11 protein-coding genes and 1 tRNA gene are annotated in these 17,481 nt (G+C 61.7%); 2 read left to right on the top strand and 10 right to left on the bottom strand.

What is annotated here, in order from left to right; translation table 11 throughout:
• Positions 1 to 35: 35 nt before the first annotated feature.
• The 5 genes from I7X13_RS19325 to I7X13_RS19305 form a co-directional block, all read right to left on the bottom strand.
• Positions 36 to 554 carry a hypothetical protein gene (locus I7X13_RS19325; protein WP_198076741.1) on the bottom strand — a complete coding sequence of 173 codons (519 nt, stop codon included), beginning with the start codon at positions 552 to 554 and terminating at the stop codon, positions 36 to 38.
• Positions 555 to 640: 86 nt separating this feature from the next.
• Complete coding sequence (locus tag I7X13_RS19320; RefSeq protein ID WP_198076740.1) at positions 641 to 2,413, bottom strand: ABC transporter ATP-binding protein; 1,773 nt, start codon at positions 2,411 to 2,413, stop codon at positions 641 to 643.
• 150 nt (positions 2,414 to 2,563) lie between these two features.
• On the bottom strand, positions 2,564 to 7,003 hold the full coding sequence (locus I7X13_RS19315) for a DUF7948 domain-containing protein (RefSeq protein WP_198076739.1): 4,440 nt from the start codon (positions 7,001 to 7,003) through the stop codon (positions 2,564 to 2,566).
• A 97-nt stretch (positions 7,004 to 7,100) separates the two neighbouring features.
• On the bottom strand, positions 7,101 to 7,853 hold the full coding sequence (truA, locus tag I7X13_RS19310) for a tRNA pseudouridine(38-40) synthase TruA (protein WP_198076738.1): 753 nt from the start codon (positions 7,851 to 7,853) through the stop codon (positions 7,101 to 7,103).
• A gap of 229 nt (positions 7,854 to 8,082) precedes the next feature.
• Positions 8,083 to 9,288: a thiolase family protein gene (locus I7X13_RS19305; RefSeq protein WP_198069666.1), complete on the bottom strand. Its 1,206-nt coding sequence runs from the start codon at positions 9,286 to 9,288 to the stop codon at positions 8,083 to 8,085.
• 90 nt (positions 9,289 to 9,378) lie between these two features.
• On the opposite strand from I7X13_RS19305, the gene I7X13_RS19300 reads away from it, so the two are divergent.
• On the top strand, positions 9,379 to 9,852 hold the full coding sequence (locus I7X13_RS19300) for a DUF4293 family protein (protein WP_198069667.1): 474 nt from the start codon (positions 9,379 to 9,381) through the stop codon (positions 9,850 to 9,852).
• 130 nt (positions 9,853 to 9,982) lie between these two features.
• Here the strand turns inward: I7X13_RS19300 and I7X13_RS19295 are convergent, their stop codons facing one another.
• The 5 genes from I7X13_RS19295 to I7X13_RS19275 form a co-directional block, all read right to left on the bottom strand.
• Positions 9,983 to 10,930, bottom strand: coding sequence for a DUF4476 domain-containing protein (locus I7X13_RS19295; protein ID WP_198076737.1), 948 nt, complete (start codon positions 10,928 to 10,930; stop codon positions 9,983 to 9,985).
• A gap of 186 nt (positions 10,931 to 11,116) precedes the next feature.
• A complete protein-coding gene (locus tag I7X13_RS19290; RefSeq protein ID WP_198069669.1) occupies positions 11,117 to 13,039 on the bottom strand; it encodes an OmpA family protein in 1,923 nt (640 codons plus the stop codon).
• Between the two features lie 102 nt (positions 13,040 to 13,141).
• The gene (locus tag I7X13_RS19285) at positions 13,142 to 13,654 is read right to left on the bottom strand and encodes a hypothetical protein (protein ID WP_198076736.1); all 513 of its coding nucleotides are present in this window, start codon (positions 13,652 to 13,654) and stop codon (positions 13,142 to 13,144) included.
• A 143-nt stretch (positions 13,655 to 13,797) separates the two neighbouring features.
• Positions 13,798 to 14,649 carry a (Fe-S)-binding protein gene (locus tag I7X13_RS19280; RefSeq protein WP_198069712.1) on the bottom strand — a complete coding sequence of 284 codons (852 nt, stop codon included), beginning with the start codon at positions 14,647 to 14,649 and terminating at the stop codon, positions 13,798 to 13,800.
• A gap of 186 nt (positions 14,650 to 14,835) precedes the next feature.
• Complete coding sequence (locus tag I7X13_RS19275) at positions 14,836 to 16,236, bottom strand: (Fe-S)-binding protein (RefSeq protein WP_198076735.1); 1,401 nt, start codon at positions 16,234 to 16,236, stop codon at positions 14,836 to 14,838.
• Positions 16,237 to 16,408: 172 nt separating this feature from the next.
• Here I7X13_RS19275 and I7X13_RS19270 point away from each other — a divergent pair.
• Positions 16,409 to 16,481 (top strand) — tRNA-Phe (locus tag I7X13_RS19270).
• Positions 16,482 to 17,481 lie beyond the last annotated feature (1,000 nt).

Raw genomic sequence — 17,481 nt, 5'->3', positions numbered from 1 at the left:
CTATGAGGGCTTTGGTGCAAGCCGTTGGCCGGTAGCTACTTCACGCCCACCCATACTTCCGATTCCTCGTTGGCCCCGAAGCGTTCCAGGTAGAAGTCGCCGCGCTGGGTAAGTTTCTGGGCTTTCACGGCTTCGAGGGCAGCGGGGTAGAGCTTATTGGGTGCTAGCAGGTAGCTCACGCCCTTGAGGCGGGCGGCCAGCACGCGCTGTCCGGGCGGTACTACACGGTAGTGGAAACCGGTGGGCAGAGCTTGGGTGGTATCGGTCACGGCCAGGCCGATGAAGGCCCGGATGGTATCGTGGGCCGTTTCAGGGTCGTTGAGGTAGAGGTTGGCGAGGTCGCCGTGCAGCCGGGCCTGGGCGTCTTTGGCTTGGCGAAACAGGGTGCCGAAGGCATCGCCGGTGACCTTGCCGTGGAAAGGCTGGCCGGCCAGATATAGCGGCGCGGCAGTGATTTCGAGAGTCGTTTTAGGTTCGTGGGTACCGCCAAGGTAAACGTAAGTGCCGGCCGCAATGAGCGTGAGCAGGATGATGGCGAGAAAGAGGTAGCGCATGGTTCAATGGGTGAGTGGGTGAATGAGTGAATGGGTGAGTAGGTGGATGGCGCAGTTGTCATTCATCCACTCACCCACTCGCTCATTCATCCATTGACGACGTACTGCATGCGGTAGAGCTGGGCATAATAGCCGCCCTCGATGCGCAGCAGCTCGTCGTGGGTGCCGGTTTCCTTGATTTCGCCCTTGTCGAGCACGATGATTTTATCGGCTTTCTGGATGGTGCTCAGGCGGTGGGCGATGACGAGCGAGGTGCGGCCCTGCATCAGCTTTTCGATGGCCTGCTGAATCAACTCCTCGGTTTCGGAGTCGACGGAGGACGTAGCTTCGTCTAGCACGATGATGTGGGGCTGGTACACCATGGCCCGCACGAAGCTGATGAGCTGGCGCTGACCCACGGAGAGCGTGGCCCCGCGCTCCATCACGGGGTAGCCGAGGCCTTCGGGCAGGCGCTCGATGAAGCGGCGGGCACCCACGAGGTCGGCGGCTGCCCAGATTTGCTGGTCGGTGATGGCCTTGTTGCCCAGCGTGATGTTGTCGCGGATGGAGCCGGCGAAGAGGAAAACATCTTGCAGCACGATGCCGATTTGCCGGCGCAGCAGGCTGAGGTCGTACTCGCGCAGGTCGCGGCCGTCAATGAGGATGCTGCCGCTCTGAATGTCGTAGAAGCGGCTCAGCAGGTTGATGATGCTGGTTTTGCCCGCGCCGGTGGCCCCCACGAAGGCGATGGTCTGGCCGGGCTTCACGTGGAAGCTGATGTCTTTGAGCACCCAGTCGGGCTCATTGTAGGCAAATTTGACGTGCTTGAATTCCACGTCGCCCTCCAATTCAGCGGGGGCGAAGGTACCGGTGGGGGCGATTAGCTCCTGGTTGTCGAGCAGTTTCAGGAGACGCTCTGTGCTTACCAAACCTAATTGCAGGGTGTTGAACCGGTCGGCAATCTGGCGAATAGGGCGGAAAAACAGGGCGTTGTACATGATGAAGGCGATGAGCGCGCCCTTCGAAATCGAGCCCTCAATCTGGCCCTGCGCGGCGTACCACACCAGCAGGCCCACGCCGATGGCGCCCAGCACCTCGGCCACCGGGAAATAGATGCTGTAGTAGAGCACCGAGCGAATGTTGGCCTCGGTGTGCTCCTTGTTGATGGCGGCGAACTTGCGGTACTCGCGCTCTTCGTTGTTGAAAATCTGGACCACGTTCATGCCTGTGAGGTGCTCCTGCACGAAGCTATTGAGCTTGGCCACGGCCGTCCGCACGTCCTGAAATGAGCCCTTGATTTTCTCCTTGAACACGTAGGTGCTGAACAGCAGGGGCGGAATTACGGACAAACTCACCAGCGTGAGCCGCCAGTCGATGTAGAACATAAAGGCCATGATGAACAGTAGCTGCAGAATGTCGCCCACCATGGCCGCTAAGCCCTCGCTGAACACGTCGGACAGCGTTTCGACGTCGGAGATGTTGCGTGTCACGAGCACGCCGATGGGCGTCTGGTCGAAGAATTTGAGCTTGAGGCTGAGCAGGTGGCGGTAGAGGTCGGTGCGGATGTCGCGCACGATGTACTGACCCAGCCAGCCGCCGTAATACGTCTGCAGGTAGCTCACGCCGGCGTGGGCCACCAGCAGTACCAGCAGCAGCAGAAACATAAAGTTCAGCCCCTTCATGTCGCCTTGCTCGATGCTGACATCGACCATGCGCTGAATGATGAAGGGCCGCAGCGTGCCCAGCACGGCCGTGGCCACGGTAAGCACAATCAGGCCGATAAAGACGCGCCGGTAAGGGCGCACGTAGCCGAGCAGGCGGCGCAGCACGGCCCAGTCGAAGACCTGGCCGGTTTTGGTGGCGGAAGTGGTGGGGTCCATAAGTAGGGCAAAGGTCGGGAGGAAACCGTGGCCGGGGCCAAAGAGTTGGCTGTGGCCACGGTTTCCTCCCGGCTCGGCTGCTACTGGACCATCAGTTTTTTGACGACGATGACAGTGTAGGCAGGCTTGCCATCGTTAGAAAAACAAGCGCTAGCGCACAAGCTCCACCCAGCCCTTGCCCAGCGTTCCGCCGTCGGCATCGTGCAGCAGGTAGTAGTAGAGGCCGGCCGGCAGGCCTGCGCCGCCCCAGTCGTTGTGGTAGGTCGGGGTGTCGAACACCAGTTGGCCCCAGCGCGAGAATACCTGGAGGCGGCCCGTGCAGCCGCCCAGCTCCGGAGCGAAGGTGTCGTTCAGCCCATCGGCGTTGGGAGTGATGATATTGGGCACGCGGGCGGCCTGCACGTCCACGGGTGGCAGGGTGAGCTGGTTGGGGCAGCTGCCGGCGGGCGCGGCGGGCAGGCTGGCCAGCGGCTGGTAGCGGCCGGCTGCGGCGTATGTATGCTCCACCACTGCGCCGGTGGCCGGCGGCGTGCCATCGCCAAAATCCCACTGCACCTGGGCCGACGCGGCCCCGGTGGCCTCGAAACGCAGCCGGCGCGGGGCGTAGGCATTGGCGGGGCAGGCGGGTACAGTCCAGCGGGCCTGGGCCGAAAGTTGGGCGGGCACGGTCACGCGGTAGGGGGCCGGGTCGCAGGAGCCGGGCAGCTCGTAGTAGAGTGTGGTGGTGCCAGGCGCGGTAGGCGGGGTAAACACGCCGGCGGCCGTCACGCCCAGCCCGGTCCAGGTGCCGCCGGCCGGGCTAGCCCGCAGCTGCAGGGATGCGGGCGGAGCGCAAAGCACGGTGTCAGGCGGCAGGTGCACGGCCGGCACCAAGCTCACATTCACGGTTTGGCTGATGGTGGTAGGGCAGCGCACTTGGGCGAAGTCCCAGGTGTAGGTGAGCGTGTGGCGGCCCGGCCCGGCATCGGAGGGGTTGAAACGGTTGCCCACCACCCCCGGCCCGCTAAATACGCCGCCCGCCGGTAGGGCTGCCAGCACAATGCCGTGGGGCGGCGCGGCCAGGCAAAAGCTGACATCGCCCACCGGCGCAAAAAACAGCGGCGGCAGCGGCAGCACCTGCAGGCGCAGGCGGCCGGCCACGGGGCAGTCGGCGGCGTTGGCTGGGGCCGGGCCGATGTAGGCCAGCACCTGCACCCCCATCAGCGCCGCCGTTGGCGTAAAGAAAAAACCGCCGGCCACCGAGCCCGATACTCCCGGGCCGGTCCACATGCCGCCACTGGGAATGGCACTCAGGCGTTGGGGCCCGGCCACGGCGCACATCACGGTGTCGGGCGCCGATACCGTGGCCACGCCGCTCGTATTCACGGTCACGACGCGCTGCGCCCGGCCGGGACAGGCCGGCGAGTTGCCGGGCGGGCCGGTATAAAGCAGCGTTTGCGGCCCGGTGAACAGCGGGGACGGGGTGAAGAAGAACCCTGTGGCCACGGAGCCCGATACGCCGGGCCCGCTCCAGGAGCCCCCCAGCGGTGTGCCGCCGAGGAGCCGGAAGGGCCGCGTGCCGAGGCAAAGTGCCGTGTCGGGTGGGGCTGCGCCGATGGGGCCGGGCGGCAGCACGGTCATGCGCAGGGTGTCGATTACGGCATCGCAGTCGGTATTGCCCTGGAAAGTATAGATGAGGATGTGCGGCCCGCCCAGCAGCGCCGGGGAGGGCGTAAACACGAAGCCGCCGATGGAGCCCGACACGCCCGGGCCCGTCCAGATGCCGCCCGGCGGCAACCCGGGCAGCGCCGTCGGCGGGTCGTTGAGGCATACCTGGCGCGGCGGCAGGGGCGTGTGGGGCGGCACGGTTTTCACCGCCATTTGCAGGGTAGCCAGCACCGGGCAGCGCCCCGCAGACACCTCGTAGGTGAGGGTGTGGCTGCCCGGCCCGGCCAGCAGCGGGTCGAATCGGGCCGTGCCCGGCACTACGCCCTTGCCGGTCCAGGTGCCACCGGCAGGCAGCCCCGTGAGCGGTACCGTGGGCTGCGGCAACCCCGTCAACAAGCAAAACGAGCGTTGCGGGGCCGTTGCCGTGGCCCGGCCCTGGGGCAGCACCGTGATGCGCCGCGTGCTGGTGCCGGCGCAGCCATTGGCCGCGCCGGGGCTGGTGTAGGTGAGCACATTGGGGCCTAGCAGCGTCGGACTGGGCGTAAAGATGAAGCTGCCGACAGTGCCGCTCACGCCCGGCCCCGTCCAGGTGCCACCGGCCGGCGAGCCCCCCAGTGCCACCGGCCCCGCCTGTGCGCACACCGAGAGCGTATCGGTACCCGCTGGCGAGGCCGCCGCCAGAAACGCAAACTTGAAGGCCGCATTGTTGCAGCGCGGCGCTCCATTGGCGGCAGCATAGGTGAAGGCCCCGGGCGGAATGGGCAGGCTGCCCGTGCCCGCGCCGCCCTGGTCGCAGGCGCACACGGCTTGGTAGAGGATGCCCTGGGCATCGAAGCGCGAAGTGCCACCGTCCACGTGGTCATCGGCTGAGGTGCCGAAAAAGGTGGCGTAGTCGAGCACTCGCGCGCCATCAGAAAGCTGCATCAGGTAGAAATCCTGGCTGTCGGTGTTGTTCTGCAGGGCGTTGGCCGTCACGGGCAGGCCGGTGGTCGAGCCGTTGTTGGGGTCGAGCCCACCGCCCCAGCCCGCCAGCAGAATGCGCCCGTAGCAGTCTACCCCAAATGCGGTGGGGGAAATGTCCGTGGTAGTGCGCCCGCTGCCAAATACCGTGGCAAACACCGACGAGCGCAGGTTTGACGCCAACTGCTGGATAAACTGCTGGCCCTGCGCCGTGTGGTAGCGCGTGGCATCGAGGCCGGGCCAGGCCGGGTCCAGCGTCTGGCCCAGCACGTACACCTGCCCACCCGGTCCCTGCCGCACAAAAAAAGCCTGGTCGTAGGCACTGGTGCCCAGATAAGTGCTTTGCTGCAGCGTGCCGTCGGGCCGCAGGCGGGCCACGTAGCCATCCACGCCGCCGCCGGGCGCGGCCTGGTAGCCGCCCGTGGCTCCGGCCAGACTGGGACTGGTAGTGCCGCCCGCCACCAGCAGTTCGCCGCCCGCGTCTTCGCGCTGTAAAGAGTATGCCGCATCGGCCCCGGCGCCGCCCAGCAGCGTAGTCCACCGCACGCGGCTGAAGCTGGAATCGAGGCTGGTGACGAGGCCATCGGAGCTGCCGCCCCAGTAGTTGCCGGGCACTAGGCCAGGGAAATCGGCCGAACCCGTCACGCTGGCCACGTACACGTTGCCCTGCGGGTCAAGGGCCAGGTCGCCCCGGAAGGCATCACCGTAGTTGTGGCGCAAGCGCGGCGTGGCGGCGGCCGGGTCCAGCAGGCCATCGGTGCCAGTGCCGCCCAGGTAGGTGCTGGCCCGCAGCCGGCCGCCGTTGGCGCTCAGGCGCGTCAGCACCAGGTCGGAGCCGCTGCTGAGCACGAAAGGCGAGTTGTTGCCGAATGGCGCGATGGCAGGCCCGCCCCGTAGCGCCCGGCTCAGGGCGGTGGTGGTGGTAGGGAAATCAGGGGAAGCAGTAGTGCCCAGCAGCACAAGCTCGTTGCGCTCGTTCACCAGCAGGCTGTGCGGAAACTCCAGGTTGTTGCCGCCCACGTAGGTGGCCCAGGCCCGCGCGCCGGGGCCGGTGGCGCTGGTCGTGAATTTCATGATGGCAATGTCGGTGCTGCCGGCAAAGGCCGTCTGGTAGGCTCCGGTCGTGACCGGATAACCGGCCTCAAACACCACGCCCGCCGTGTAGAGGTTGCCCGCCGCATCGTGCGTAGCCGCAAAGCCCCAGTTTTCCACCGGCGAGCCCGTGTAGCTGGCAAACTGCACGGCGGGGTCAATCACCAGTGGCCGGCTGGCATCATACGTTCCCAGCTTAAAGCTCACCACTTCGCCGCGCAGCACAAAGGCGCAGGCCACCGGCTGCCGCGCCCCGGTAGCCGGGTCGGTCTGCCAGGCCTCGGGCCGAAAATCACTCAGCACGCCGGCCGAAGTCTGCACCCGCAGCTGGCCGGTGGCGGGGTCGAGGCGCAGGCCGTCGGCCCCGCGGTAGCGCCACTGGGCCCGGGTGGGGTCGGCCCCGGGGCTTAGCAGCAGGTCGTATTCGAACTGGTAAGTGGAGCTTTCTTTCAACAAAAAGTCGATACCAGCCCAGAGCTGGCGGTAGCGCAGCTGCCGCCAGGCGCGCACGTCGGTAGCCCAGCGGGCAGCGGCGGTGCCGCGCAGGTAGTGGCGGCGGCCGGGTACTTCGGTTTCGGCTTCGGGGGCAAGCGTAGCGGCGGCGCTGGGCTGCACGAACTCCAGCCGCAGGCCGTGGGCAGGAAGCCGGCCATTGGCCCGGGCGGTTTTGGCGGGTCCGTGGCCCGGCAGCCCGGCGGTCAGGGCATAAGTCAGCCCGGTTTTCTCCACAAAAAGGCGGGCTCCGGAGGCTACCTGGGCGGCATAGCGGGCGGGGGCATCCCACTGGCCCCGGTTTTCAACAAATTCAATGGTGCGGGCCGATTCCTGCGCCCGGGCGGGGGGCGCGAGCAAAACGGCCAGCACCAGCAACAGAGTAGCTGTTGGGCGCATAAGCAAACGGTGGAAAGGAAGGCCAAAGGTGGCCTGTTGCTACGCGCAAAAACAATGCCTTGCCCGCAAGCCCGCTCAAGTTAAGCCGCGCTTGCCATTACTCCGGCACCACGTCGGGCTCATACTCTACCCGGCTCAGGAAAAGGCCTTTGGCCGGGGCGGCGCTGCCGGCATCTACCCGCTTTTGGGCCCATAGCAGCTCCTGAAACTGGCGGGGCGTGAGGCGGCCCCGGCCCACGTCGAGCAGGGTGCCCACCACCAGCCGCACCATGCCCCGCACAAAGCGGTTGGCCCGGATGTGGAAGCGCCAGCCGCCCGGTGCCGGGTGCCAGCCAGCGGCCGTGCAGTAGCACACATAATGGTTTTCGCCGCCCTTCACCTTCGAGAAGGTGGTAAAATCGAACTGCCCCACGAGGTAGTCAGCCGCCTCGTTCATGGCTGCGATGTCGAGCGGGCGGTCCACATATAGGGCCTGGTCGCGCCGGAAAGGGTCGGGCTCCGTCACCACAAAGTAGTTGTAGTTGCGCTCCTCGGCCGAGAAGCGGGCGTGGGCCTCGTCGGGCACGGGGTGCAGGCGCAGGGCCCCGATGTCGGGCGGCAGGGCGCGGCGCAGGCGGTAGAGCAGCACGTCGAGCGGCAGGGTTTCGGGCAGGTCGGCGTCGAAATGCGCCACCTGGTGGCTGGCATGCACGCCGGTATCGGTGCGGCCGCTGCCCAGGCAGTAGGTGGGATGGCGCAGTATCTGGGTCAGGCAGCGGTCGATTTCGGCCTGCACGGTGGGCTGGCCGGGCTGAATCTGCCAGCCGCGGTAGTTAGTGCCGTCGTAGGCAAGGTGCAGGAAGTAGCGCATCAGACGCAAAAGTACGGCGCTACTCCACCACCACGCACCAGTATAGGGTAGCGCTAGTAGTAACGGGGGCCAGTTCCAAGTTAAGGGCGTGGTGCGAAAAACTAACTAAATAGACGTCATACAAACAAGTAGGGGCGGGGCTTGCTCCCGCCCGCCGTGCGCGCCGTTCTCACGGTCGTGCCACGACGGGCGGGGGCAAGCCCCGCCCCTACAAGGTTTTTACCTGTCCCTACAGCTTCTCGTAAATAACGGCCGCGCCCTGGCCCACGCCCACGCACATGGTGGCCAGGCCGTAGCGCATGCCCTCGCCGCGGCGGTGCATCTCGTGCAGCAGCGTGGCGGTGATGCGCGCGCCCGAGCTGCCCAGCGGGTGGCCCATGGCAATGCTGCCGCCGTTCACGTTCACCTTGGCCATGTCGAGGCCCAGCTCGCGCACGCAGGCAATGCTCTGGGCCGCGAAGGCTTCGTTGAGCTCAATCAGGTCGATATCGGCCAGTGTAAGACCGGCGCGCTGCAGCACCTTCTGCGTGGCCGGAATCGGGCCGAGGCCCATTACCGACGGGTCCACACCGGCCACGGCCGAGGCCACCACCCGCGCCAAGGGCTTCAGGTTGTACTTCTTCAGCGCCTCTTCGCTCACCATCAGCACGGCCGCTGCGCCGTCGTTGATGCCTGCCGAGTTGCCGGCCGTCACCGTCCCGCCCTCGGGCTGGAAGGCGGGCTTCAGCGTTGCCAATTTCTCAAGGGGCGAGAAGCGGGGCTGCTCGTCGGCGTCAAACAGGGCCGTATCACCTTTGGGGCTAGGGATGAATACGGGCACAATCTCCTTGCGGAAACGGCCTTTCTCCAGTGCCCGGGCGTATTTACGCTGGCTCTCGAAGGCAAACTGGTCCTGCTCTTCGCGGGTCACGTGGTACTGCTTGGCCACATTTTCGGCCGTCTGGCCCATGGCGAAGGGGTAATGCAGCTTGCTCAGCTTGGGGTTGATGAAGCGCCAGCCCAGCGTGGTGTCGTGCGCCGTGAGCTCGCGCCCGAAGGCCGATTCCGACTTGGCCATCACGAACGGGGCGCGGGTCATGCTCTCGGCCCCACCGGCTAGGTACACGTCACCCTCGCCGCACTTAATGGCACGGGCCGCGTCCATGATGCTCTGCAAGCCCGAGGCGCAGAGGCGGTTCACCGTATTGCCGGGTACCGTGATAGGCAGGCCGGCCAGTAGTGCGGCCATGCGGGCCACGTTGCGGTTATCTTCCCCGGCTTGGTTGGCGGCCCCGATGATAACATCTTCGACAGCGGCCTTATCAACAGAAGGGTTGCGGCGCATGAGCTCGCGGAGCACGTGGGCGGCAAGGTCGTCGGGGCGGACGCTGCTGAGCGCACCCCCAAATTTTCCAATCGGGGTGCGCACGGCATCCACGATATAAGCAGTTGGCATTCGTAAGGTAATAATGGCGGCGCAAGCGCCGGATGGGATTAAATTTGCGGCCCGGGTACTGGCCCGGACTTGTTCTACACTACAACAAAGATGATACAAAGAATCCAAAGCGTGTTTTTGCTTTTGCTGGCCCTGGCCATGTTAAGCCTGCTGGCGCTGCCCCTATGGCACAAAATCGACGGCCTCACCAATCAGGAATTAACTCTCACCGCCTTCGGGTTCGATGCCAAAGGCCTCACCGTGCCGGCCGGTATTGGTCCGGTCTGGGCCATCGGGGCGCTGGCCGCTGCCTCAGCCGCGCTGGCTATTTTCGAGATTTTCCAGTTTCGCAGCCGCATGAAGCAGCTCATGCTGGGCTCCATCAACCTGCTGCTCATCACCGCCACCCTTGGGGCCGAGTTCTACTTCCAGACAAAAGGCGAGCAGCTGCTCAACATCAAGCTCGAAGGCCAGGTCCTCATCGCCTTCTACCTGCCCACACTGGCCTTGCTGCTCAATCTGCTGGCCAACCGCTTCATCCGCCGCGACGAGCAGTTGGTGCGCAGCGCCGACCGCCTGCGCTAAGAAATATCATTCCGGCGCAGGAGGAATCGGAGTTGAATATTCCTCTGATTCGTTCTGCGGCGAACAAAAAAAGGGCCGTTGTCATTACGACAGCGGCCCTTTTTTTATTATTCACTCAATTCCCACTCGCTCAGCGCTGCGAAGCATTATTCAAGGCATCTTCTACCGCCTTGGCTCCGCTTTCCGTCTCAAACGCATCATACACCCGGTCGAAATTCTCCGGGTCGCTGACGTGAGAGTAGGCAAACGTGGCCAAATCTATCCGGCAAGCCTCGGAATTGATGCTACGCAGGATACGACTCAGTTCATCGGCTCGCAGGCTACGCTGGGCCAAGCCATCCTTAGCCGCACTCAACTTACTGGCCTCCGTAATGCGCCCCTGCACAGTTTTCACTAGCGCATCCACGTCTTGCGAAGCCATGCTGCGGTAGCTGCTGGTGGCCGTGCCGGGATAATTGCCGGGCGTGGGGCCGTTGTTGTAGCCGCCGTTGCTGGGGTAGTTTGGGTTGCTGCCATAGCCACCGCCGTTGCTGGGGTAGTTCGGGCTGTTGCTGTAGCCGCCGTTGGAGGCATTGGGGGCCGGGGCGTTGTTGTAGCCACCGTTGTTATACGGGTCGTTGCCGTAGCTGCCTTGGTTGCCGTAGCCGCCGCCCTGGCTGTAGGGTACCGGGCTGTTGTAGCGCCCGCCGCCGTTGTTGTAGTAGCCCCGGCCACCATAGCCGGGCGCGTACAGTGCCACGGCATTCACCTGCTGCAAATACAGCGGCTGGCCGGGCCGCGTCACCAGCACAAACGTGGTTTCGAGGCCGGGCTCCAGCCACACGCGGCTGCGGAAGCGCAGAGCCCCACCATACGCCGTAGGCACACTGAAATCGGCCCAGTGCTGGCCGGGCATTAGCTGGTCCACGTGCACCTGCCGGGCCATGCCCCGCGTGAGCGGCCGCCCATCCAGCACCAACCCAAACGGTACCCCGCGCTCCGACGAAAAGTTAACATTAGCCGGCATGGGCGGATACGCCAGTGCGGGAGCCACGGCGGCAAACAAACCCGCCAACGCCAGAAGTAGAGCCTTTTTCATTGCAGTAAAGAAGAAACAACCGGCCAGAAAATCCAGCCGCTGTTCAGCTATTTCCAAAACCTGTGCCACGTTTTACCATCCCCTAAATCAACTGGCTCGCCGTTGCCTCTAGTAAATGGTCGGGCAGCAAAAAGCCCCCGTAACGTTAGCTGCGGGGGCTTTTTTACTATAATCAGAAGGCTCAGGCTACTTCGCTATCCGGGTCACTTTGAACTCGGTGCGACGGTTGCGCTGGTATTCTTCTTCCGTCGTCGGCTTCAGCACGATGGGGCGGGTTTCGCCGTAGCCCTTGGCCGTGATGCGCGACTTCGAAATGCCTTTGCTCACGATGTAGTCAACGGCGGCCTGGGCGCGCTGTTGCGAAAGCTTCAGGTTGTAAGCGTCCTTGCCGCGCTGGTCGGTGTGCGAGCTCAGCTCGATGGAAATTTTGGGGTTATCCACCAGCGTCTGCACCAGCGTATCGAGGCGGATGGCGGCATCCGGCCGGATGTCATATTTATTGTAGTCGTAGAGAATGTCTTTGACTTCAATTGCCTTGGCCAGGATGATTTTGTTCAGCGTCAGAGTCACTGGCAGCTGAATATCGTTGGTCAGGTTGGGCAGCTGGTCCTGGCTGGGCTTGCGGCCCACGGTGCTCAGCGTGGCACGCGACGAGAAGTCACCGGCGCGCTCAGCCAGCAGGTTGTAGCTGCTCACCGAGTCCAGCTTCAGGCTGAATTTGCCGTCTGGGCCGCTGGTAGCGGTCTGGCGCTGGCCGTTGGCACCGGTCACCGTCACGGTGGCACCGGCTACGGGCAGCGTGGTTTTGGCTTTGTCGTCGTGCTCCAGCACGGTGCCGTCAGCATAGAAGGTCACCAGCTTGAGCGGCTTCTTCTTGAACATGTACTCGTCGTCCGAACCCTTGCCACCGGCGCGGTTCGAGCTGAACAAGCCCATGTCGCCGGCCATCGGTACGGGGGCGAAGTCGTCGGCGGTACTGTTCACATCAGCCCCCAGGTTCACGGGCTGGCCGTTCTTCACCATGAAGAGGTCGAGCTTGCCTAGGCCGGGACGTCCGTCCGAAGCAAAGTACAGCGTGCCATCCGGCGCTACGCCGGGGAAGTTGTCATTACCGGCGGTGTTGATGCTCTCACCGAGGTTTTCAGCCGGCGAGAAGCGGCCGTTCGGGCCGAGCGTGGCCTTATACAGGTCGTTGCCGCCCTGCCCGCCCTTACGGCCCGAAGCGAAGTACAGCGTGGTGCCGTCCGGTGCGAAAGCTGGAGCAAAGTCATCGGCTGTGCGGTCGTTGATGTTTGCCAGCACGGGCTCGCTCCAGGCACCAGCCTTGAGGTATGAAATCCAGAGGTCAACGCTCAGGTAGCCTTTTTTGCTGCCGTCGTTCGAGCGAGCAAACACCATCGTCTTGCCATCGGGCGTGTAGGTAGCGCTGGCTTCGTGCTTATTCTCGGTATTAAAGGGGCCTTCGAGTTTGCGCACCGTGCCGCCGGTCATGGCCGCCGCGTTGTCAAACTTAATGGCATAGAGGTCGTTGAAGTTCTCGCCGTTGCCGAGGTACTTCTTGCCCTCGCGGCCTGACGCAAATACGAAGTCGCCGGTACCGGCCATCATCGTGCCGCCAAAATCGGAGCTGGCCGAGTTCAGCGCGTCCACGGGCATCACGTCGTACTTGTTTTTGATAGAAGCCACGGCCTTGCTGGCGGCGGCGTTCTTGCTTTCGGTTTCAGCGCGGGCAGCCAGGGTGCGGTTACCGCCGCTGCTGGCGTAGCTCGCAAACTGCGCCGCAGCCTCGTCGTACTTGCCGTTGGCTTTCAGTGCCTCCGCGTAGCGGAAGCCCGCGTCAGCATTTTTCACCCCACCATCCAGTGCGGCTTTGTAGAAAGGCTCGCTTTCCTCAATCCGGTTCGAGAGACGGTAAGCCTCGCCGATGCGGAAGTTGGAGATTGCAGCTGCCTTGCCTTTGGCCACATCGGCCTTGTATAGGGGAATGGCTAGCTCATACTGGCCACGGGCGAACTGCTTGTCGCCCTTGCTCATAGCACCGCTAGTAGCACAGCCGCTCAATAGCGCGACAGAGCCAGCCGCAGTGCAGACGAATAATAGTTTCCTCATAGGTGAAGTGGGGTGGTGGTGTGGGGAGGGAAGAGGGAGGAATCAGGAATATTCCCGATTAGGCATTTTTGGGTTAGCAATAATACTACCTTTAAACAGGATTCACGTAAGCTGTCCGTTTTTTTCTTCCTGCCCGAAGTAGCGAACCAACCAGGTTTGGCTGGCTGGACGGGGCCAGCGGGTATCCAATTCACCCTTAGTCGCTAGCGTATTATCGAAATAAAAGGTGTCCGGGCCTATTGTTCCGGCTGCTACGGCCGCTTTCAATTCTCCTCGCTTGAGTAGCTGCACCGTGCCGGCCTGTAAAAACGCCAAGCGGGATTTTTCCAGCAGTTCCACTCCCAGGCGCTGCTCAAGCTGAGCCACGAAGCGCACCGAAGCATCAATAGAACAACCGCTTGCGCCGGCCACGCCCTCATCCAGCCCAATCACCAAAAACTGTTGATGCAGAAATTCGCCCGAAGCCAGCAGGCTGCGGCCGTGGCTGGTCCATTCTTCGGCAAAGCGGGCCAAAATGGGCATCACGCCCACTATCTCCGGCCCGCTGAGCGGACGGCTGGCCTGGTAAATCCACACCCGGGCCTCGGGCGGCAGCTGGTCGAAGGCAACGTACATAAGGAGCGGTTTAAGGCAGTGAGTACGGCTGGGCAGCTCCCCCAAACGGGCAGCCCATTCCTCCAAAGGTATGGGGGTAAACGGAGCTAAGCACGTTTTCTTGTTTCCGCTTACCCCCAGAAATGTATTCACACCCTCAAAATTTAGGCATTGATGCCCTCTGCCGAAGCCACCAGCTCGGCCAGGTCAAACACCTGCACCTTGCTTTCCTGCTCCTTGTTTTTTACGCCGTCACTCATCATCGTCATGCAGAAGGGGCACGAAACAGCGATAATGCTGCCCTGCAAATCGTGGGCACCGGGGGCACTGGTTTCGGTTTCCACGCCGCCCAGGTTGGCCAGCGCTTCGGCCTTGCCGGCCAGTGTAGCCAGGGCCTCCTCGGTGCGCTCTATGTTGATTTCCTTTTTGCCCGGTTCGGCTTCTTTCCACATCTGCGCGCCGCCCGCGCCGCAGCACAGGCCGTTGGCGCGGCTGCGCTTCATCTCCACTAGGTCAGCATCGAGGGCGGCCAGCACCTCGCGTGGCGCTTCGTAGATGTTATTGGCGCGGCCCAGGTAGCAGCTGTCGTGGAAAGTAATGCGGCGGCCCTTGAAGCTCTCGCCTCCGGTCACGCCCACTTTGCCCTCGTTAATAAGCTGCTGCAGGTACGTGCTGTGATGAATGACCTCGTAGTCGCCGCCCAGGGCAGGGTATTCGTTCTTGATGGTGTTGAAGCAATGCGGGCAGGCGGTCACGATTTTCTTGATGCCGTAGCCATTCAAGGTCGTGATATTCTGCATGGCCTGCATCTGAAACAGGAATTCGTTGCCGGCGCGCTTGGCGGGGTCACCGGTGCAGCTTTCTTCCAGGCCCAGCACGGCGTATTTGGTGCCCACATGGTCGAGGATGCGCACAAAAGCGCGGGTCACGCGCTTGTACCGGTCATCGAACGCGCCGGCACAGCCCACCCAGAACAGGATTTCGGGCGACTCGTTGCGGGCCGCCAAATCGGCCATGACGGGAACGTTGATTTGCTTTTTAGCGGGAGCTTCTGGAGTCATAGTTGGGGAAGTGGAGAACGACACGGGTGCCATCCTGAGCGGAGCGAAGGACCTTATCACGTCTCCGCCGCAGTGAGATTAGTAAACTAGACGAAAGCAGCGATGATAAGATGCTTCCTTCGTCAGCATGACAGGTGGTTGTTACGCAACCGTCGCTGCCGGTTTCTCGGCCGCAAACAAGTCATCAGCCCAGTTGAACCGGTCCGACGGCGAGAAAGCCCACGGCGCGCCGTTGTTTTCAATGTTCGAGAACATCACGTTCAGCGAGTTTGGCGCGGCCGACTCTTCCAGCACCAGAAAACGGCGCATCTCGATGATGCTTTCCAGCGGGTTGATGTTCACCGGGCAGCTTTCCACGCAGGCGTTGCAGGTAGTGCAGGCCCAAAGCTCCTCCGGCGTCACCTTGCCGCGCAGCAGCGTAGCCTCCATCATGTCGGTAATGGGCTCGTGCTTGGCTTCCTCTCCGTACACATTAGGGCGGAAAATGACGGGCGAGTTATACTTCTCTTCCATCCGGTCGCGCGTGTCCATGATGATTTTGCGCGGCGAGAGCAGCTTGCCCGTCAGGTTGGCTGGACACACCGAAGTGCAACGGCCACACTCGGTGCAGGAGTAGGCATTCAGCAGGTTGGTCCAAGGCAGGTCGTCCACGTCTTTCGCACCGAAAGGCGTGGGCGCCAGCGCCGAGCCATCGGGCGCGGTAGGGGCGGGGGGCACTACAAAGCCGGGGTCCATCATCGCCTTCACCTCGTTGGTGATGCTCTCCACGTTCGAGAACTGCCCCTGCGGCACCAGTCGCGAGTACCACACGTTCGGAAACGCCATGATGATGTGGAAGTGCTTCGAGCTGGGCAGGTAGTTTAGAAACAACAGGATGCCGGTAATATGAATCCACCAGCCCAACCGCTCCAACACGTGCAGCGTGCCCTCGTTGCCGGGCAGCAGGCCCACCAGCAGGTTGCTGATAGGGAATGTCCCCGGCAGGTCTTCGCCGCGCAGTTCGTGCAGCTTCAAATCGGCCGTATTCATAAAGAACAATGCCACCATCAGCGCCACCTCTATATAAAGGATGATATTGGCATCCATCTTCGGCCACAGTCGCAACTCCGGCCCCGTGAAGCGCTTGAGCGGCGGGTTGCTATTGCGGCGCCACCAAAACGCGGCTACGGCCACAATCACCAGCGCCGCCAGGATTTCGTTGGTCGCCATCAGCACATCATACACCGGCCCCAAGAACTTCAATGCCCGATGAAAGCCGAAGATGTTGCCAAATAGCCCATCCACCACAATCTCAATCACCTCAATGTTGATAACCAGAAAGCCCACGTACACCACCAGGTGCAACAACGCCGGCGTCATGCGCTTGAACATTTTTTGCTGCCCGAAAGCCACCAGCAAGGTTTTCTGAAACCGCTCGGCCACATTGCCACTCATGTCGCGCTCACGCCCAACTAGGATGTTAGCCCGGATTTTCCGGACCTGCCACGTGAAAAAGCCAAAAGCCGCTACCAGGAGCAGTAAAAAGAGGATGGATTGCAACATGCAGTAAAGGTAAGCAGGTGGAAACGTTTGGGGCTGCAATATACTCGGCATGCCTACTACTTTTTAAACTTGGCGCACATATTCACACTTTTTTTGCTGGGACTCTTGCTTCGTTGCATTGCTTTCGTACCTTTGCGGTCCCCTAAGCAACCTAAAGGCGCAGTGGGGAGACGGCAACATAGCTCAGTTGGTAGAGCACAGCACTGAAAATGCTGGTGTCGTTGGTTCGATTCCAACTGTTGCCACAAAAAAGGCCCTCCGCATTGCGCAGAGGGCCTTTTTTAATGCCCCTGCGAAGGCGGAAAATGCTGGTTAACATCGCTTGGTTAGCAAAGGCTGCACAGGAACGAAGAACTAGCCAAGACATGCAGCCCGCCCGCTTATGCTGACACTAAACATAGCTAATAGTCAAACGCTGCTCTTCAAAGCTTGTGGACTTCTCCTCAATAAGGTGGAAACAGCCATTATTTTTCCAATAGTGCAGCAGCCTTACAGCGCAGTAGCGCACATTTAGCACCGGCCACCTCCCATGCTTGTTTAGATATTCAATCGGTTGAATATAGCGAGGTGTAGCCCTATTGGTCAGATAGAGGCTTAACGCCCTAAGCATTATAATAATCTAACCCCATCCTTAGTCGTTTACCTTCATCAAGGAAACACTAAAGTCAAAATGAGTAGCTAGTCTCTAGTATTACTTGTCTGGTCCCTAAAGCGTGCTGGACCTCAAGGCCGATAGTGCGACGATAGAAATGAAACGCGTGGGGCCTCAGCTACACCCAACGGCGTATTGGGCAGTGTACCCACAGTACAATAGCTAACCAACAGTAGTGTATAAAAAACATACTTTGGTTGTTCCGTTGCTCAAATGCATGAGGGGCATTGTACCCGCTTTTCAGATATTATTCCTTGCTGTAGTTTCTTCCATGCATCAATACTATTGGTAATTCACATTAATCATAGCAATGTCACAGTCTTTGACTATATAGTGTTCATGCGATTCATGTAGTGAAGTAGTATGCATTACCACACATTATAGAGGTAGTCAAAAGAACATCTTGGGATGAGGTACCTATTAATAGTAGTGAATTCGTGAAACCGGTACTTTGCCAATTGAACCGCGACAAACCGAATATTTGCCCACTATTCTCTTCGACTACTTGCATTCCGAAAAAATCCCCGTACTTTTGCACTCCCAATCGCCAACAGGGCATCGGGTTCTGCGAAAAGCAGCTGCTCTAGTAGAAA

Source organism: Hymenobacter negativus (genome assembly GCF_016056375.1).
Lineage (GTDB): Bacteria > Bacteroidota > Bacteroidia > Cytophagales > Hymenobacteraceae > Hymenobacter > Hymenobacter negativus_A.
Note: the sequence above shows the minus strand (reverse complement) of the source record. Positions and strands in the feature narration are given on the sequence as shown.